Below are 20,023 nucleotides of genomic sequence, written 5' to 3' on the forward strand. Positions count from 1 at the left end.
AAACCTCCAACAAGCCTTACTCAGCCCTACTCGGCCTTACCAACAGACCTAGAATATGGATCAATCGCATCGCGCAAGCCATCTCCAATAAGCTGAACGGAGAAAGTCAAAACAACCAAAACCGCAGAAGGAACTAAAAGAACCCAAGGAGATGTCATAACGCTACTTTGACCAACGTTAAGAAGAGTACCCAAAGAAGTATCTGGAGCCTTAATACCAAGACCCAAGAAGCTCAATGCTGTTTCGCCATTGATTGCGCCGATAACACCAAGAACCGTGTTAATAATCAAAACGGAACCAAGATTTGGAACAAGGTGGCGAACAATAATGCGGAACGAAGAAACGCCTTCAAACTTAGCGGCACGCACATATTCGCGTTCGCGCAAGCTCAAAGTCAAAGTCCTAAGCGTACGAGCATAACCAATCCAACCAAAGGAAGTCATGCCAAAGGCAAGCCACAGCCAATCGTTGCCGCCAGTAGAAGAGCTAACAATCAAAGCAATAAGCAAGAAGGATGGAACAATCAAAAGCATGTCTAGAAGCCACATGCCAACCTGCTCAAACCAACCTTCAAAGTAAGAAATAGCAGTACCAACCAAAGCAGCAATAATCGTAATCGAAATGGAGCTTACAATACCAATAGAAAGCGAGCGACCAAGTCCGCGAACAACCATTGCATACATGTCTGATCCGCCAGGCGTTGTGCCAAGCCAATGTTCGGCACTAGGAGGAGTTGCAAGAGCCGTAAAATCAGGCTCATCGTAGCCCCACTTGCCAATCTTAGAGCCAAACAAAGCAAGAAGAATCAAGAGAACAAGTAAAACTAAGCCAACAACAGCGGATGGACGCCTAAAGAAGCGGCGTGTATAAAGCGTCATTTTGCCTGTGCGCTTAAAATTACCCCAAGAATTAGCAGTTGCCTTTTTATCGGCAGCAGACTCTTGAGTCTTTGAAGATACATCTTTTTTACTCATATCAATACACCTACACTGTTGCGCAATTAGCTCAAACGAATACGAGGATCAAGCCAAGCGGAGAAGATATCTGCCAACAAGGCTCCAGCCAAAGTACATACGGCTCCGAACGCAGCAATAGCAACAGAACCATTAATGTCGTTATTAGAAATAGTTTGTACGAAGTAGCTACCCAAACCGTTAATTGCAAACACGGTTTCGGTAATCACAGCGCCCGTAAAAACGCCTGCAATCGAGAAGGCAACATCTACGGCAGTAGGAATCAAAGAAGTGCGCAAAGCGTGACGACGAATAGCAATGTTCAAAGGCAAGCCCTTAGCACGAGCAGTACGAACATAATCAGCATTCATAGTGTCAAGCAAATAAGTGCGCTGCGTAAGATGATATCCAACCATGCCAGGAACAGTCATAACAATTGTTGGCAAAATCAAATGCTGCAAGAAGTCAAGAATAAAAGCAATAGGATTAGAACCTTGGTAGGAATGTAATCCAGTAACAAAGAATAAACGAGAACCAGCAGCGTTATTAATGCTAATCGCGGCTAAAACAATAAGTAATCCAAACACGGCGGCTGGCACAACAAGCAAGAACGTAGCAATAGAGTTAAGAACCCTGTCTTGCCACTTATATTGGCGAATAGCAGTATAAACGCCAACGCTAACACCTAAAACAATGCCAAGAACAGTTGCGCATGTAACAAGCTGCACAGACGCGCCGATACGCGCTGCAATCGCAGGACCAACAGGTGCTTGCTCTGGGCTTAATCCCCAATCCCAACGAGTAAGAACACCAGTAATCCAACGCAAATACCTTGTAATAACTGGAGTTTGGTCATTAATGTTTGCCAAATCCAAAGAACGGTTAATAGAAGGAATTGGCGGATGCGGATGCCTAGACATATAATTCGATCGCGGATCCATAAATGCACTTGCCAAGAAATACGTCATGGATACGGACACAAACAGCATCACAACATAATTCAGGCATCGTTTAACGATGTATCGTATCATTGTGACTCTTTTCTACGTCTAAACATTGTTACCTCCATCTGGTAACTGCAAACTTACGCTTGCACACTGCCATCATTTAACCACTAATTAAAAAGACAAATCATAAGCGTTTAAGGCACACTTAAGTAAGCCCTAATAATTTGGACGTGTAATTAGTATATTTTTAGCTAACCTATGTACATTGCTTAAAATAAACATGTAATAACACGTAATAAATAGTAATCTTAACCAAAATTAATACATAAAATTAGCAAAATATCAAAATATTTAACGAAATTACTTAAAATTTACGAAAATTAGTCGCGCAAATCGCCATAAACGCATAAAAATAGCATGTTTTACATAAACTAAACACAAACACTCACAAACTAAAACACTAACGAACTACTTAAAGCCGCGCAAAACGCGACTCGTGCATTGAGCAAGCTACAATAACGCTTATTCACTATTTTTAGATAAAGGAGACATATGTCTGAAAACGTAAAAGCCGTTACACTAAACGACGTGCGCGAATATTCTAAGCATTTTAACGAGCAGCGAGCAAATCGAGTAGCGGCAAACGCTTCGGTATCGAGCGGCGTTCTTAAAGCAGCAACAAGCTACCAGGGTCAGCGCGCACTTCCACGCGAATTTTCTATAGAACTAAAGCAAGGAACAATAACAAATCAGCAGCATTCTGGGCGTTGCTGGATGTTTGCATCGCTTAACACATTGCGCTACGAGCTTATGCATAAGTGGAATCTAGAAGACTTTGAGTTTTCCGAAAGCTACTTGTTCTTCTGGGACAAGATTGAAAAAGCAAACGCATACTTGGAAAACGTTTTGGCGACTTTAGATGAAACATTAGATAGCCGAATTTTTGAGAGCATCAACTACGGTCCGATTGACGACGGCGGATGGTGGCAAATGTTCGTTAACTTGGTAAACAAGTACGGACTTATGCCAAAGAGTGCATACCCAGATTCGCAAAACGCTACCGATTCCGAAGCATTCGTGCAATACATTAACAGCAAGCTTCGCGAGTTTGCATGCGAATTGCGCGAGGCACACAAGAATGGCACTTCTATGGAAGAGTTGCGAAAAATGAAGATTCGCGACTTGGAAACTGTGTACCGCATGACCGCGATTGCTCTTGGCGAGCCACCAGAGCGTTTCGACTTCTTTGCACGCACTAAAGATGACGACGATAAGAAGGACGATAAGAAGAGCGGCGAAAATAGCGAATCTAAGAGCGACGAAAAGAAAGACGATAAAGGCAGCGAAAAGCCAAAGAGCGGTAAAGACGATCGCCCAATGATTTGCGAATACGGCATTACGCCACTCGAGTTTGCAAAGAAGTACGTGCCAGTAGACGTAAACGACTTTGTAAGCTTGTGCAACTCCCCAATGGAACGCACTCCGTTCAACAAGCTCTACCAACTCAAGTACACAACAAACGTTGCTGAGACGAAGGAAATGGAGTTTGCAAACGTTGCGCTAGAAGTGTTCCGCAAAGCCGCTGTTGATCAGCTAAAAGACGGACACCCAATTTGGTTCGCTTGCGATTGCACGCAATTCTCGCTAAGGCAAGAGGGCTTCTTTGACCCAGCAGTTGTGCGCGTAGATGAGCTATTTGATGTAGAGTTTACATTCGACAAAGCTAAAGGTTTGGAATACATGGATTGCCCAGGCAACCACGCAATGACCTTTACTGGCGTAAATCTTAACAAAGATGGCAAGCCAGACCGCTGGAAGATTGAAAACAGCTGGGGTAAAGATAACGGCGAAGATGGATACTACGTTGGATCCGCTCAGTGGTTTGACCGCTACGTTACCGAAATCATTATTAACAAGAAGTATCTTGATGAGGAAACGCGAGCCATACTGGATCAAGAGCCTGTAATGCTTGACCCATGGACGCCACTTACAAAGCGCTGCCGCTAAACTTGATTTAGCTTGATTTAGCGCGAGCTGATTTACAAACGCAGATTGCATTTGCAATCTGCGTTTTTTGTTTTATTGTGCTTCCATATTTGGGGTTGTGCGCTCCTTGCTTAGTGTTGCGCGAGGTTTGAGTATTTCTCTCCTCGCAGGCGCGCCAACCTGCCAGAGCGCTTAAAGCGTAGCGCGCGAAGGCAATTTGGCGCGCTGAGCAGCTCAAGGCAGAAGCACTGCTTCTGCGCTGCGAAGACGTGAGCGCGGCTAATCCGCGCGAGCGAAACACCTTTACGGATATCTTATGAACGTTAATGTTCTAATGTTTTAGGATGGCGCTATTTATTGCTCGTAGAGAAATACATCAAACCTTCTGAATGTCTAGAACAATTGCGTAGCTTTCATCACCGAGATTCTCGATTTTTCTTCTTCATTCGATGAATCACCATCAAAGATGCTGAGGTTCATCTCATTCAGGGCGAAAAATCTCGAAGCTCTACCTTACTTACGCGCCAATCTGTCGGAGCGCTTAAAGCGTAGCGCGCGAGCTATATTTCCGCTTTTTGTAGTCCGACACACCGTAAATCAGCTACAAAATCGGGAGCAAGCGGCAAAAGCTTGAAAAAGATAAAAAGAAGCCCGGTGGGAAAGAGAAAACCCACCGGGGCAGAGAGAAAGAGAGAAGAAGGTTTCAATTATGGGGTTCGCGAACGAACCTCACTGATGGAAAAACCATCAGCAATGTATATTATAACCATATTTTTCTCGCAAAACACGCATATAAACTAAAAATTTCCTGAAAATTTTTTCGTATTCCTGGCAGTATGCCAATTTTTTGTTACATACGTCACTATGCCTTAAAATTTTTCGCTAAACTCACTCAGACTCCAGCGATTTTTTTGCAGCAGCCAATCTTTCTTCGTCAGCCTTACGACGAGCAGCAAGTGCAGAGTCAAAACGCTCAAGCTCCTCATCAATCGCCTCTTTAGGAATCTTGGCAAAAATCGGAGTTGGCTTAGCAACAGGAGTGCCAGTAACCAATTCCTCACTCTCCCATGGGTGAACAGTCTTTCCAAGCTCATAGTCGCCAGTAATAATCGGGTACTTAAAATCTGGATTATCTAAGTCAGTCACCTCTTCGATTCTTGGAAGCGGCGAGAACACTCCCGTTCCACCAAGAGCTTCCCACACTTTTTGTGCAGAATGAGGCAAGAATGGAGCAAGCAAATGATTAGCATCCGAAACAGCTTGTGCAGCAACATGCAAAACAGTTCCAAGACGAGACTCATCATCCTTAATCTTCCAAGGCTCCGTTGCAGAAATATACTTGTTTATATCCGACACAACGCGCATAGCCTCGTTAAGAGCATTCTTTTGATGATGGCGCTCAATCAAGCCTCCAACAATCTCAAACGCGTTAGAAGTTTGATCCAAAAGCGCACGATCCATATCGGTCATGCAATCTTCATCCAAAGGCGGAATAGCGCCAAAATTCTTATGAATCAAATTTGCAACACGATTAACAAGATTGCCCCAACTTGCAGCAAGCTCTTCGTTATTGTGGCGAACGAACTCTGCCCAAGTAAAGTCAGCATCGGAATTTTCTGGACCCGCAACGGAAATGTAGTAGCGCACAGCATCCACTGGATAACGAGCCAAAATATCTTTAACATAAATCACAATTCCGCGCGAAGAGCTGAACTTCTTGCCTTCCATGGTCATAAACTCGGAGGCAACAACCTGCTCTGGCATATTGAGTGGGCCGTAAACGCCAGCTTCTCCACCCTTAGAGCCAGCGCCATTATACGCAAGCATCTCTGAAGGCCAAATTTGAGAATGGAAAGTAATGTTATCTTTGCCCATAAAGTAGTAGCCAGGAGACTTAGGATCGCACCACCAATCGCGCCAAGCGTCTGGCTTGCCTTGCCTACGCGCCCACTCAATGGAAGCAGACAAGTAGCCAATAACGGCGTCAAACCACACGTACAAGCGCTTATTTGGATTATCAATCCATCCTTCTACAGGAACAGGAATACCCCAATCAATGTCTCGCGTAATTGCTCGAGGCTTGACTTCCTTAAACAAGCCGATTGAGAAGTTAATAACATTTGTACGCCAACCATCCCTGGAATTAAGCCAATCCAAGTTTGCGTTTGCTAAAGCAGGCAAATCGAGGAAGTAATGCTCTGTTTCTTCAAATCGCGGAGTTTCGCCATTTATCTTAGAAACAGGATTAATAAGCTCGTCTGGGTCTAGCTCGTTTCCGCAAGCATCACACTGATCGCCTCTAGCGCCGTCCGCACCACAAATTGGGCAAGTGCCCTCAATATAGCGGTCTGGAAGAGTGCGGCCTGTAGAAGGCGAAATCGCAACCTTTTGAGTCCCCTTGTAAATATAACCATTCTTAAGGCACTGGCGGAACATCTCTTGAACAACATGCTCATGATTTGCCGTTGTTGTGCGCGTAAATAAATCGTAGCTTAAGCCTAAATCGCACAAATCTTTAGTAATCACGCGATTATATCGGTTTGCAAGCTCTTGCGCACTCACGCCTTCTTTATCTGCCTCAACCAAAATCGGCGTGCCGTGTTCGTCTGTTCCCGAAACCATAAGCACGCTGTTTCCCTTCATGCGCTCGTAACGCGCGTATACGTCGGAAGGGACGCCAAATCCTGCAACGTGACCAATATGACGAGGGCCATTTGCGTAAGGCCATGCAACATTCACCAAAATATGACTCATAGCCAAATATTATCTTGTTCAGCGAGGACACATTAAATAATACACAGAAAAATCCCACTAAAAAATCGCTATAAAAATCTATATAAAATCGCATAGCATAGGCTATAAATCAAGCATAATCACATGTAATAAAGCGCAATCACACACAACCACATTTAGTCACATATGATTTAGTCACCTATAGCCACATTTTTTGATGTAAAAAACTAAAAATCCACTTTTCCACAATTACAAAAAATCGAGTAGACAAAAAAGTAAAACACGATATTGTGTATAAAACTTAGAAAATTAAACCTAGAACAGCAGAATACTACAACACTAAAACACTACAACACTAAAAAGTTGGCGTATAAGCACATTACGCAGAAAGGAGAAATATGAGCACTTCAACGTTGAACAAAAAACGCACAATACGCAATGACGAAAAAAATAAAAAAGCAATAAAAAACTACAAAAGACGCAAAAAGTACAAAACTCGCGAAGAATACGAAGACTACAAAAACTACAGAGAATATAAAAATTACAAAGACGAAGAGATGATTTTATTTTCTGAAAAACAAAACGAGGAGCTGCCGATTCTTATAGACACAAAACACCTACCAGGGCCACTAAGCATGAAGAAACTGTGCAATTTTGGAGCATTCAACAACGTTTCAATACGCACTGGATTTACGCAATCTACCGCAAAAACACCAGAAGGACGATGCAACGTGCTAAAAAATCTGCTTCCAAACGGAACAGTTGCATGCGCATTTACAGCATCTTGGATTTGGCTTGGCGGAAAAATCCCAAACATACTAGAGATAATATCCAAAAGTCATTATCGAATAAAGCCGTACGATCACCGACTACAAGTGTTTAGAAGAAAACTAATGAAAAAAGAACAAAGGGTGATTAAAGACTTGTGCGTAACTTCTCCAGCGCGAACTATTTGCGACATTGCGCTAACGCCATCAAAAAACATTTACGAAGAAATAAGAAGAGTAGATACTGTGTGCGAATTGGCGCAAAAATACAACACAAGTTTTAAGGATTGCGAAAAAATCATAGACAGCAATCCTTATTTTCCAGGCGCTGCAAAGGCAAAAGAATGGATTAAATACATAATAGATAAGGATGACGTTCTTTATGACTATTAAAGCAAATATTAAGAATTATAAAGCGAGCGCAATGCCACCCGCAATGCCACCAAAACCACCAATTGTGCTTACCGCGCAAGTAGCGTGCTGCGAAAACACAAGCAAAGACGTGCTATGGCATATTGCTAAGAACGTTCCTGCCTTAAGAAAATGGGTTGTTGCAAACCCAATTGCGGATGCAAAAATGCTGGAATACATATCTCAACAAGGCGGGCCAGGCGTTAAACAAAGTCTAGATGTGCTTTTAGAAGCATACGAATATGCAAAAAATGGGGATTAATTGTTAGAGCTTTTCCACATTTGCACATTTTTCGCTTTTATTGCTGCAGCTTTTGCACATTTGCACATTTTCCGCTTAATTTACTACTTAGTTATCCACATTTTCCTTGATTTTTAAGCAAGCTGCATAAACTTCTTTGCGATTAGCAAAAGAGCCATCATAAAGCGGATTACTAGAAACAACTCGAGTTATAGCATCTTTGATTCGCAAGCCCTCGTTTTGCGAAAGATCGCAAGCCATTTGCGCAAGTTGTTCCACGCTTAAATCAACGTTTTGTTGCACAACCTCATCTTCGCTAGCGCCCGAAAGTACAAGCACAATCTCGCCACGAGGAGGATCATTTTCTACGCTTTTTGCAATCTGCTCAATAGTTCCGCGACGCACTTCTTCAAAATCCTTAGTAAGCTCGCGGCACAACGCCATTTTGCGATCTGCTCCAAAAACTGCAAGAAGAGCTTCCATTGACTCCGCAATCCTGTGCGGAGCCTCGTAAAACACGATTGTTCGCCTCTCTAAAAGAAGCGAGCGCAAATGCTGCATGCGCTCCCCCGACTTGCGCGGCAAGAAGCCTTCGTAACAAAAACGGTCTGTTGGCAAGCCCGAAAGCGCCAAAGCATCCAATACAGCACTCGGTCCAGGCGCGCAAGTAACAGGCAAGTCGCGCTCTATTGCGCGGCGAACAATCGCAAGCCCTGGGTCGTTAATTGTAGGCATGCCAGCGTCGGAAACAACAAGAACAGTGCTTCCTTGCTCGACCTTGTCTAGTAAACCATCTGCCTTATTGCGCTCATTGTGATCGTGATACGCAACAACTTGCCCAGAAACGTGCACGCCAAGGCGATTTGCAAGGTCGTAAAGCCTGCGCGTATCTTCTGCTGCAACAATATCTGCGGTTTCTAGAAGATTAATCAAGCGCGCAGAAGCATCTCCCATATTCCCAATCGGAGTGGCCGCAAGAACAACTTTGCCTAAACTATCTTCACTACTCATCTTAAATCTCCTTATAAAACCTCTTAAGACTCTACACGAATTTATGAAATAACGCACATAATGCACATTAAAAACAAGGTATTTGATTAGAATTATGCTTAGTAATTATGCTTAAGTTTATGCTTAGCATAAATTGCAATCGCGCAAAACGAAAAGAGATACTATGAAGATTATAGAACGCCAAATTAAAGGTATTGACGGTAGCAACGCGCTTCTAACTGCATACGTTTTAGATGATAATTTAGATAGCGAAGGCGATCAAACGCGACCAGCAGTGCTGATTTTGCCAGGCGGAGGATTCTTGCGCGTTTCTAATCGAGAAGCAGAGCCTATTGCTATGAAGTTTGCTGCTGCTGGATTCCACGCTTTTGTTTTGCGATACTCGCTTGTGCCTAGCGCGCACCCGACTCAGCTTTTGGAAGCCGCGCAAGCTATGCAATTGATTCGCAATAATGCAAAAGAATGGCATGTAGATGCGCAAAAAGTGGCGATTATTGGATTCTCTGCAGGAGGCCATGTAGCCGCAAATCTTGCGACTAGCGTTAGCGACGATGTTGAAGAAGCAAATGGATACAACGCAAATGATGTTCGACCAAATGCTCTTATGCTTGCTTACCCTGTGATTTCTGCTGGCGAATACGCACATAAGCCAACTTTCGATCGTCTTTTTGGAGACGTAGATTCTAGTACTCGCGAGCAACTCGTGGAGCAGCTTTCGCTGGAAAATCACGTGGATTCTAAGACTCCGCCTGTGTTCGTTTGGCAAACGATTACGGATCAGACGGTTCCAGTTCAAAACTCGATTATGTTTGTAGACGCGTGCGTTAAAGCTGGCGTAAGCGTGGAAGCGCATTTATTCCCTAAGGGTCCGCACGGATTGGCTTTGGCGGTTAAAGAAACAGCTAAGCGCGATGAGAATGGCGCAGTAATTCCTGAATTTGTGCAGCCAGAAGTTCAACAGTGGATTGACCTTGCTTGCGATTGGTTGCGTCGCGCTTTTGCGCGCGACGACCTGCCTTTTCGCTTAAAGCGTAGCGCGAAAAAGGCAACTCGGAGCGCTGAGCTTGCTTAAGGTTGAAAGCACAGTGTACTTTCAACGCAAGCGAAGTCGTTCGCGCGCTTAGACCGCGCGAACGAAACGCCTCTTTCGCTGCGAAAAATCTCGAATCTCTACCTAGCGCTATTTCCGCTTTTTGTAGCTCTAATCGGCGTGTCTAACTACAAAAAGCGGAAACAACAGACGCAACACAAAGCAAGAACAAAAACGTCGTCCACACACCATGATTGATGTGTTGACGACGTTTTATATTATTCACCTGAATTTTCGACAATTATTGCCTGTGCTTGCCCTTGCAGAAATAACGCTTTATTTTATTCGTAGCGCCCAAAGCGAGCATAGCAACAGACGCAACAGCTGTGAAAACTGTGCTTACGCCAGTGTTTACAAGCTTATCCCTTACACGCTCTTGCTTAGAATCAGCATTATTATTGTCAAACGAACTTTCATTCGACTGACTATTATTGCTATCTAAATCATTATTCATGCTTGGTATAGGATTATCTAATTCACGAATCTCAGAGTGATTAGGTTCTGAAGGATCCTCCTTAGGCTGGGGATCCTCATGCTGATGTGGATCATTAGACTCTGTGTCATCAGTACCAGGATCCTTAGGAGTATCGGGCTTAGGGTCATCATGTTTAGACTCAGGATCCTTAGGCTTCTCATTGTTCTTCGGATCTTCCGACTTAGGATTAGTATCCTTTGGCTCATCCTTCTTAGGATCTTCAGGTTTAGGATTCTTCGGCTCAGGATTCTTCGGCTCATCAGGTTTAGGATCAGGTACATCCCTATCCTGATAATTTGGCTCCTTAGGCTTATCCTTAGGATTTGGCTCATCCTTCTTCGGCTCATCCTTCTTCGGCTCAGGATTTGGCTTTGGCTTATTATCAGGATCCTTAGGATTATCCTTCGGCTCAGGATTTGGCTCAGGATCCTTAGGATTATCCTTAGGCTCAGGATCATCCTTCTTAGGGTCCTTAGGGTCCTTAGGCTCATCCTTCTTAAAAGCTCCAGCATCAATATGCTTCTTATCTTCGCCAGCAGAAAGACTTATATTGCCAACATATGAGTCTTTTGAAGCCGAATTATCGGTTTCTGCAGATCCTTTTTCTGTAACAGATCTATCAGTTACAGGCTCTCCAGGAATCGCGTCAGAATCTACAGAGGAATCTGACCCTTTACGCGTGTATGTAAAACCAAAATATTCACTACCTTCTGGAAGTGTAAATTTAACAACATAGTTTCCTGGCAGCAAATTAGTAAATTCGTAAGATCCATCAGGCGAAGTAGTGGTAATAGGATTAACCTTATTGCCATTTATGTCGATTACTGTGCTATCCCCATACTGTTTAACAAGCTGTACTTTTGCACCAATTATGCTCGACTCTCCCTTATCTTGAATACCATTATGGTTAGCATCAAACCACACGCGTCCACTCAAAGATGCAGGAATAACGATTTCAATAGGAACTGTGCTCACTTTGCTGCGATCGCTACGCGCGTAAGTTGCAACAGTCTCTTGAATTTTGCTAATAATCGGAGGATACGCTAGTTCTTCATCGCTATAAGCGCTATTGCTATAAACACTCTCGCAACTAGGAGACTCGTAATACGTAGTAATACTTGCTTTAGAATTACCTTGCAGCCAAATGCCTTTGTTAATATCATCCGGACCAAAAACGGTAGAGTCTGAATTGAATACTCCCGATACGAACAACTCTGCAGGCCTGTTTTGTTTTCCGTACGTGCCCCAATCTGCAAATGATTTTTCAGGCAGAGTATCACCAAAAACTTTTTCACCACCGTATTGAACTTTATCAATTCCAGCATTCTCCATAAGATTACGAGCTTCAGCGCTGGCATTTGGCCAACGGAAAACTGTTAAATGATGATCTTCAAAAACTTGCTTAGTTCCATTTAAAGCATAGTTCTTAGAACCAAATGGAATTTTAAGTCTCAACTTAATCGGGTTGTTGCCGCTATTATTTCGACGAATAGTTACAAATTGGTTATACTCAAGATCCGCTGGAATAAGCTGGTTAAAAGTATAGTCCTTCAAAGAACGAACCGCAGTATGCCTACCTTCATAATCAACGCCGCTTGTTTCCATTGCTAAACCGGTAAACCAGAATCCGTAATCTCCTTGACCTTTCCAGCCAGTTACCAAATCCGAACGGACTAAGCATGGATTATTTTTCAAAATTGGATCGTTTTGGAATTTTTCAATGCCGCCTATTTCCGAAGTATACTCAATTGACTTTGGTAAAGGCATGTACGAAACTCGGCCCTGGATTAATGGTTTCACACCTTTTTTGTAATTTTGCAAATCAACTAGATCAGAGGTGTTTGCCTTACTGTTGACTACTGTAGGGATTTCAATGGAAACTGTTTGATTATTTTTTATTACATCACCATTGGATAATACATTGCCAGAGTGGTTCACGCCTTTTATGGAAGCAAGATGCGGCATTTCTGTTGCAAAATCAGAAGACCACTCGTTGTAGTTAAAGTAGACGTCAAAAAGATTGTAGTTGGCAAAAGTTGAAGAATCAGAAAGCTCAACAACTTTACTCGCAACACTACCAGCATTCACTGCAAAATTATTTACGTCTACCGTAAGAATTTTCGGAATGGCTAGTCGAAGATATGGTCTAAAAACATCGCCATCTTCAGGAACAGTAAATTTTGCTGTAGCACGAAGCGTAAGCTTGCTACCTGGACGCAGAATTTTATTAGTTTTATTCGTATTCGCATGGTTGTAAGTAGAATCTCCATCAACATAGTTGATTGAAGTTCTTACTTCTGGAAGTTTCCCATCCGACTTGCCGAAGTGCTGGGTAGGAGCAGGAATTAAATCCATATTGTCAATACTGGATTTATTCGTTGGAATGTTCTCATAATTAGTAAAAGCGTTATCATTGCTCGGCTGAGCTAACGCCGAAGAAGATAAACTTGCTGTTAATAACGTGGCTGTTAATAAGCTAGCTGTCACTATTTTCATTTTCATTAAGTATTTTCTCCCCTCGCTAATAAAAATAGTTATGAGACAAGCCACGAGTAAAACATTAAAAAAATTATTTTTCAAATCGAAAATTGTCGTAAATTTTCCGACAACTAAAACCCTTTTTATATTTGTGGAATCACCGAATAAAAAAATACCTTCGGCGAGTCTGAAGAAAAATTTAAATTAATTAAGATAAAATACGAAAAATATACACGTTAACTCTCTTATAATAAAGCTAAATCGTAATATTTTCTTTTGCTATAACAATATGACAATATAAATAATATATGTGAGATTTTTCACATTACACAACACAATATGCTGCAAGTTCAATACACAAATATCTTTACTATAAATACAGCATGGATCCTTTGTAAAAGATAAAAGACGTTTATAAATAACGTTTATAAAACAAAAACGTCGTCCACACACCATGATTGATATGTTGACGACGTTTTGTTATTTGTTATTAATTTGTTATTTGGTATTAATAAGTGATTTTAAGTAATCTCAATATTTAAGAGAAAATCACACTATTAATATTTCACACTATATTTCACACAATTTTTGGCATAGGCGTTGTAAGAGAAGACGTAAGGTTGACTTGCACAACCCCAGCTCCAGCGTGAACTTCTACCTTCTTTAAAGTAACAGTACGCTCTTCAGCTGGCTTGTGATCATCATCAGTCATAGTTGCGGGAGACTTGACTGCCACTAACGCAAGATCATCAAATTCAACACCTGCATTTGCGCACAAATCCTCAGCTGCAGATAACGAATCCTCAAAACCAGCTTTTTCAATCACACGCTCAGTTGGAACACCGTAAGCTTCTTCACACAGCAACTTAACGCGATCCAAAAGCGCTTGACCTCTGCGACTTTGCGGAACTTTCGTTTCAGCATCCGCAGTGATTACAGACACAAAATCATCCAATTGACTTGCAAGCGCATCTCCACCATCTCGGAAAAGATTGCCAACAATTGGCTTACGGAAGCCCAAAGACTGAGCCTGCTCCAACAATTCAAGCACTTGATCATCCTCGCCTTCCCACAAATTAATAAGCGGAAAAGTAGGAATATTAAGCGATTCTAGTCGCGCAACATGGAATGGGTAACGCCAAGCCAACGTTTCATCATCACGCCAAGTTGTTGCGCGAGTCACAACCACAGCAGCAGCAGGCCACTGAGCACCAAACTCGCGAGCAGCAATATCCAGCCACTTTTGTGCACCAGCATCCGTACCATAGCCAGCTTCCACGACCACTACATCATGCTCAGCGCAAGCCATTTCAACGCTTACCAAACTTGGAATACCAAGCGAAACGTTTGCAAACGGGCCGCAATGCACATAAATCGGCGAGCCGTTAATTGTTTCCGTTTTTGCAGGCTTTACAGCATCGGCAAGAATATTGGTAATTCGCCACAAATCCACAAACTCACCAAACTTAACAGGCTTACCGTCTTTTGTGCCAGCAATCATAGCAGCAACGCGCTCAGAAATTTCATCCATGCTGCGAGAAAGAACCACGATTTGCATAAGCTCGCAAGTAGGAGTTAGCACAACGCGCTCCGCAACCGTGCCCTTGCCAAAGTCAACAGCAATGCTACGTAAAGATCGCGAAGGCACTTCGCTTACTCGCGGCACTAAAATCGTGTCTAAAATACCCTCGTCAATCGCCTTTTCTGCAAAAGAAACAAGCAAATTTTGCGCGCATTCAATAGCCGCCATTTCGCCGCACAAACCCCAGTCAATCAGCTCAGGATGAGAAAGCGAAGACTTGCCGCCACCACTTGCGCCGCCTTTAGAACCAGCAGCGGTAATGCCCATGCTTGGCTGCCTCAAAACAGCCGCCGCATCCACACCACGCTCACGCAAAGCATCAACCAACGCAATAGTTGTAGTTGTTTTACCTTCACCACGAGAAGCTTTCAACGGAGTATCAGCAGTAACAAGAAGCACTTTACCATGCTTACGAGGCTCCTCAGGATGCTGCTTAAGATAGTCCAAGTATCCAAAAGCATCAATTTTTTTTACTAAACCGAATGTTGTAGTGTATGAATCAAGAATGCTCATGTACCCCTCTTTCATAGGCATATTGCACAACAATGCATGCGGAAATTAAGTTACATGATTCATACTATACGATTGCTTGCGCTCAGCATAGACAGCACGCCCAACAACTATGCACGTTATTAGTAACATCTATAACAAAGTAACAAAACATAACAAAAATGCCTTCCTCATGAAATAAAAAGTTCATTTCTTCAGAAGGCACTTAAGTTATTACATTATTTTCATAAGTTTTTCTGTATCTATTTATAAGAAAACTTATGTAATTACATTTCAGTGATCAGAGCGATTAAAACCATTCTTCATACGCATGCTAGTTATGTACAGAACTGTATCGAGCAAAGAATCGGTTTCTTTCTTCAACTTTGCAGCCATATCTTCATTCGCTTTAGCCAAAGCCGCGCGCACTTTGTCGTTACGAAGCTCTGCAATAATAGCTTCAGGATCGCGAACTAAATCATCGCAATCTTCGCCTTCACAACCTTCAAACTCTGGCTCGTAATCAGCCAAATCAACGCCAAGAAGCTCTGCTACAGCAGCATCCGTAGCCTTAACCATTGCGTGACCAAGGGAACCAACAACTTCTTGGTAACGCTCAATCGCGTTTGCAGTGTCGTTAAATGCGGCATCCGCAAGAGCTGCAATAATGCGATTTTCCCAATAGAAGTTTTCGCTTGTTACGCGAGTAGTTGTATCTTCCAAATACTTTGGAGTTTCGTTTACATTTGGATAGAACGGCACAAGCGCATTAAACGGGTTAGAGCCATACGCCATCCACTGAATTGCGCGCATTGGCTCTGGCACGTAAGGTCGGATTTGCATAACAGCAAGCTGGCTTTGGCGGTTAATGCCGATTGGTCGGAAAAGATGACGCGTATGCTCATCGCCAAGCTTGCCGTAAGGATCGTACTCAGTGCCCTGATAGTGCGAGCTTAAAACGTACTTAATATCTTCAACCGTCACTTTGCGCTCAGGCTGACGCGCCCAAGGAATGTCGTTGCTATCTGGCTTGTGATCCGCGTCTTTACCGTCCCATACTTCGTCATACGGATTCAAGAAACGCTCCATAAACCATGCGCGAGGCGTGTTGTACACGTGGTCCGCATCTGAATGGGATCCAAAAGCATCTCTAGGATTAAACGGCGAAGCGTTTTCCACCGCCAAATCCAAGTGGTTTTCTTCAATAAACTCAAGCAAATCAGCCGAGCACATGTGCTCTTCTTGGTCTCCTAAAGCGTCTTCTAAATCAAACTCGTCAATTCCAAGCTGATTTGGCATAACAACATACGCCTCGTCTGGCACACGCTTAGCAATCCAGTGGTGTCCGCCAACAGTTTCCATCCACCAAATCTCGTTTACATCCGAGAACGCAACGCCGTTCATCTCGTAAGTGCCGTACTTTTCTAGCAACGCGCCCAAACGCTCAACGCCTTCGCGAGCGCTACGAATATAAGGCAAAACAAGCGTTAAGAAGTCTTCTTCTCCAATTCCGCCTGGCACTTCTGGCTTGTAGTTTGCGTCTCCATCTTTGCCTTGCACTTTTTGAAGCTCCACCATTGGGTCGGCACCCAGCACGCGCTCGTTGGACGTAAGCGTTTCAGTTGCGCTCATTGCCACGTTTGCTTCGTTAACGCCAGCTTCCCCCCAAATTCCTTCGCGCAAGTCTGCGTTTGGCACGCTTGTGTATTGCATTGGATTATCTGGAAGCTCTACTGTTACGTGGCTAAGCACGGACTTATAAACACGTGGCTGGTCTTGTGGCTTTACTACCACTAAACGCTTTGGGTTAAACTCGCCGTTTGCGGAGTCTTCGTTGCGCGCAATAAGCGTGGATCCGTCGTAGCTCGCTTTGCGTCCTACTAGAATTGTTGTGCATGCCATATTTGCATCCCCTATTTTCTAATTTTTGATTATTTTTGGTTATTTGATTATTTTAGATAATTTTGTTTGTTTAGATTAGTTTTGCTTAGTTTTGACTATTTTACACACGCGCATCTAGTCGTAAGCTGCTTGCGATTAATCAGCGCGAAGTCATATAAAGCCTAAATCATAAGCCTAAAGCCTAAGTCTAAAGCCTAAACTATAAACTCTAAGCTTTTCCTCGCAAATATAATCCGTTAACGTCTACATACGAATCATAATGCCTGATTTCATTCATCATTTCGTTAAGATAGAAGCCCTCTTTAAGATTTGGAAGAGGTTTTTGCGTGCCGAACACTTCTAGCATGTAGTCGTGATCCTTGTCTGGCGGCTGCGGGCCGTTGTAACGCATAGTAATAGAAGGGTCCGTGCATCCCACAAATCGGCTAGCTTGCGAGTTTCGCCCTTGCACAACTTCTGGAATCATGGTCGGCATTGTGCGCGAAAAGTCCTGCGGAATTTGCAAAGCTCGCGAGTCGTTAAAGTCAAACATAAGCGCTTCTACTGGAACATTTGCCACAACCCAATGAATCCACTGGAATCCGCACACTGGTATAGCGTCGTCGTCTACAAATCGCCAATGCAAATAGTGCACAAAATCAGGCAACTTGTCTACATAAAATGGAAAAGACACGACTGGAATGCCGTTAATCTTGTTTTCTTCCGGCGCAGCTTTTGCAAAGTTGTCTGGAATAGTGGTGAAATCTGTAGAAATATTCATAATTTAAGTATCTACTACCGCTGTGACTATAAAATGCGACTATGCGCGCCAACCTGCCGTAGCGCTTAAAGCGTAGCGCGCGAATGCACTTCGATTCGCCGAGCTTGCTCAAAGTTGAAAGCACGGTGTGCTTTCAACGCAAGCGAGGTCTGCTGCGTCTCGATTGACGCAGCAGATACCACGCTATGCGTGGCTTAGCATGCGCCAAATCACGCTTTGAAGGAGCTTGAAATGCGTTATGCAATTTCAAGCTCAGTCAAAGCGCACATAAAAGCGCTTCAAAAACAAGCGTTGCGTTGCCATTACCAGCAAGCCGCTTTTTAGCCACAGCAAGCGCGTCCAAGCATTTAAGCGCGCGCTCTGATGTAATTTTTTTAGAAAGCTGCATGATCTCTGCTTTAAATTCTTGATTCACAAGCGGCGTTTGTAATTGCGCATTGTTTAGCACAACAAGCACATCTCTGTAAATGCTGCAAATCGCGTCTATTGCGCGGTTTAGAACATCTCTGCTTACGCGAGTCACTTTGCGCTTAACGTCGTCTTTTTTGCCAATCGCATTGTATGCGCTACGAATTTTAGGCGGAATTTTATCTGTTGGCTTAATGCCATTTATGCGCAAAAACTCGCTTTGCTCATCTTCAACAGATTTTTGCACTTCGTCTTCTGCCTGGCTTTTAGCGTCTTCGATTAGCGTTTGTGCAAGCATAATCGCATCTATTGCGCGGCCAAGTCGCAAAACACTTGCAACAAGTTCTTCTCGCCTGCTTCTAGCACGCTCGCTTGTTGCGTAAAGCATTGCTAAATCAACGTTTCCTTGAGCTATGCGAGCCATATTTTCCGCCGTTTTTGCATCCACATTCGAGCGTTTTTGCACGTATTCTTGAACATCTTGGTCGCTTGGTTGCGCCAAATTCACTATTTGAGACCTAGACCTAATTGTTGGCAAAACATCCGCTGCACTTGCAGCGCAAAGAATCCAAATTGTGCGAGGTGCTGGCTCTTCGATTTCTTTTAGCAAAACGTTTGTTGTGCGCTCAAGCATGCGCCCAACGTCTTCGATTATTATGATTCGCCACGGCGCAACACTTGGCATTTGCTCCGACATGGACACTATTTCGCGCACTTCGTCAATGCTTACTGTAACTTTGTCTGTGCTTAAAATGTTTACGTCTGGGCTTGTTCCAGCCAATACTTCACTTGCGATTTTATCTGTGTTTATTTGAGTATTTATTTGAGTATTTATTTGAGTGGTGGAATTTTCGGCGGCTCGGTTGCTTGCGATTTTTCCGCGCGATTGCAATGCTGCTGCAAACGCTCTTGCCACTTTTGTGCACCCAAATCCAGCGGCACCGCAAATAAGCCACGATTGCGCGATTTTGCTTGAATCGCCTTGCGCTACTTTTTTAAGACGCTCAACAACTTGCGCTTGACCAACTACCGATTCCCAAACGTCCATTGCTAAAATCCTAGAGTCCTAAAATCCTAAAATCCTTGATTTTCTGCGGTTGTTGGCGATTTTTCGTCACCTATTCCAGCATTATCCATCAACTCGCACACGTCTTTAGCAATCAACTCCGATAAATCGCAAGCTTTCAAAGTGGCGTCTAAAACGCAAAATCTTTGCGCATTTTTTGCAGCAAGATCTAGAAACGCTTCACGCGTGCGCTTCGCAAAATCAAGCCCTGCACTTTCCATGCGATCCGCCTGCCCATGCAATCGCACAGCAGCGTCCTTCTCGCTCATATCTAACAAATACGTACGATTTGGCCAAAGGCAATTAGACGCCCACTCGCTTAAATCACGCACATCTTGCATAGTGAGTTCGCGCCCACCCGATTGGTACGCTAGCGAAGAATCAATGTAGCGATCCGTTATAACAACCGCACCGCGCTGCAATGCTGGAATAATGATTTGCGCAGCGTGTTGAGCGCGATCCGCCGCAAAAAGCAGAGCTTCAGCGCGCGCACAAATCGAATCTCCGTGCAAAAGAATATCTCGCAACTGTTTTCCCAATTGCGTGCCGCCAGGCTCTCTAGTCACAACAACCTCAAGACCGCGCGCTTGCAAAAAATCGCGCAAAGCTTCAACTTGTGTGGTTTTTCCAACGCCGTCTATACCTTCAAAAGATATAAAAACACCCTTAAGACCGTTGTTTAAGCCGCTAATCCCGCTGTTTTTAACACATATAGCCATTTTGC

Annotated in this window: 14 protein-coding genes; 4 read left to right on the forward strand and 10 right to left on the reverse strand. The window is 43.5% G+C overall.

Annotated elements, in window-relative coordinates; genetic code table 11:
* Nucleotides 1-26: 26 nt before the first annotated feature.
* Nucleotides 27-974, reverse strand: a complete 948-nt coding sequence (locus AC1EKB_RS04665; RefSeq protein WP_481248963.1) for an ABC transporter permease — start codon at nucleotides 972-974, stop codon at nucleotides 27-29.
* Between the two features lie 26 nt (nucleotides 975-1,000).
* Complete coding sequence (locus AC1EKB_RS04670; protein ID WP_415694338.1) at nucleotides 1,001-1,984, reverse strand: ABC transporter permease; 984 nt, start codon at nucleotides 1,982-1,984, stop codon at nucleotides 1,001-1,003.
* A gap of 468 nt (nucleotides 1,985-2,452) precedes the next feature.
* Here AC1EKB_RS04670 and AC1EKB_RS04675 point away from each other — a divergent pair, with 468 nt between their 5' ends.
* Nucleotides 2,453-3,907 (forward strand): C1 family peptidase, encoded by a 1,455-nt coding sequence (locus tag AC1EKB_RS04675; protein ID WP_481248964.1) that lies wholly within the window; start codon nucleotides 2,453-2,455, stop codon nucleotides 3,905-3,907.
* Between the two features lie 867 nt (nucleotides 3,908-4,774).
* Here AC1EKB_RS04675 and metG read toward each other — a convergent pair.
* Entirely contained in the window at nucleotides 4,775-6,640 is a 1,866-nt protein-coding gene (metG, locus tag AC1EKB_RS04680; protein ID WP_481248965.1) for a methionine--tRNA ligase, read from the reverse strand.
* Nucleotides 6,641-7,017: 377 nt separating this feature from the next.
* Here metG and AC1EKB_RS04685 point away from each other — a divergent pair, with 377 nt between their 5' ends.
* Together AC1EKB_RS04685 and AC1EKB_RS04690 are read left to right on the forward strand one after the other, a co-directional pair.
* Nucleotides 7,018-7,779: a hypothetical protein gene (locus tag AC1EKB_RS04685; protein WP_415694335.1), complete on the forward strand. Its 762-nt coding sequence runs from the start codon at nucleotides 7,018-7,020 to the stop codon at nucleotides 7,777-7,779.
* The gene (locus AC1EKB_RS04690; RefSeq protein ID WP_481248966.1) at nucleotides 7,769-8,059 is read left to right on the forward strand and encodes a variant leucine-rich repeat-containing protein; all 291 of its coding nucleotides are present in this window, start codon (nucleotides 7,769-7,771) and stop codon (nucleotides 8,057-8,059) included. The genes AC1EKB_RS04685 and AC1EKB_RS04690 overlap by 11 nt, the downstream gene beginning before the upstream one ends.
* Before the next feature lie 87 nt (nucleotides 8,060-8,146).
* On the opposite strand, the gene rsmI is transcribed toward AC1EKB_RS04690, so the two are convergent.
* Nucleotides 8,147-9,049, reverse strand: a complete 903-nt coding sequence (gene rsmI, locus AC1EKB_RS04695) for a 16S rRNA (cytidine(1402)-2'-O)-methyltransferase (protein WP_481248967.1) — start codon at nucleotides 9,047-9,049, stop codon at nucleotides 8,147-8,149.
* 163 nt (nucleotides 9,050-9,212) lie between these two features.
* Between rsmI and AC1EKB_RS04700 the strand changes: the two genes are divergently transcribed.
* Nucleotides 9,213-10,121, forward strand: coding sequence for an alpha/beta hydrolase (locus tag AC1EKB_RS04700; RefSeq protein WP_481248968.1), 909 nt, complete (start codon nucleotides 9,213-9,215; stop codon nucleotides 10,119-10,121).
* A gap of 259 nt (nucleotides 10,122-10,380) precedes the next feature.
* On the opposite strand, the gene AC1EKB_RS04705 is transcribed toward AC1EKB_RS04700, so the two are convergent.
* The 6 genes from AC1EKB_RS04705 to tmk all read right to left on the reverse strand — a co-directional run bounded on the left by AC1EKB_RS04705 (nucleotide 10,381) and on the right by tmk (nucleotide 20,018).
* The gene (locus AC1EKB_RS04705) at nucleotides 10,381-13,116 is read right to left on the reverse strand and encodes an SdrD B-like domain-containing protein (RefSeq protein WP_481248969.1); all 2,736 of its coding nucleotides are present in this window, start codon (nucleotides 13,114-13,116) and stop codon (nucleotides 10,381-10,383) included.
* Between the two features lie 553 nt (nucleotides 13,117-13,669).
* The gene (locus tag AC1EKB_RS04710; protein WP_481248996.1) at nucleotides 13,670-15,187 is read right to left on the reverse strand and encodes a formate--tetrahydrofolate ligase; all 1,518 of its coding nucleotides are present in this window, start codon (nucleotides 15,185-15,187) and stop codon (nucleotides 13,670-13,672) included.
* Between the two features lie 270 nt (nucleotides 15,188-15,457).
* Entirely contained in the window at nucleotides 15,458-17,065 is a 1,608-nt protein-coding gene (locus tag AC1EKB_RS04715; RefSeq protein ID WP_481248970.1) for a C69 family dipeptidase, read from the reverse strand.
* Between the two features lie 208 nt (nucleotides 17,066-17,273).
* Nucleotides 17,274-17,825 carry a YbhB/YbcL family Raf kinase inhibitor-like protein gene (locus AC1EKB_RS04720; RefSeq protein WP_353582419.1) on the reverse strand — a complete coding sequence of 184 codons (552 nt, stop codon included), beginning with the start codon at nucleotides 17,823-17,825 and terminating at the stop codon, nucleotides 17,274-17,276.
* Nucleotides 17,826-18,081: 256 nt separating this feature from the next.
* Entirely contained in the window at nucleotides 18,082-19,281 is a 1,200-nt protein-coding gene (locus AC1EKB_RS04725) for a DNA polymerase III subunit delta' (protein ID WP_481248971.1), read from the reverse strand.
* A 26-nt stretch (nucleotides 19,282-19,307) separates the two neighbouring features.
* Complete coding sequence (tmk, locus tag AC1EKB_RS04730) at nucleotides 19,308-20,018, reverse strand: dTMP kinase (RefSeq protein ID WP_481248972.1); 711 nt, start codon at nucleotides 20,016-20,018, stop codon at nucleotides 19,308-19,310.
* Between the last annotated feature and the right edge of the window lie 5 nt (nucleotides 20,019-20,023).

Source organism: Gardnerella sialicivorans subsp. sialicivorans (genome assembly GCF_056746795.1).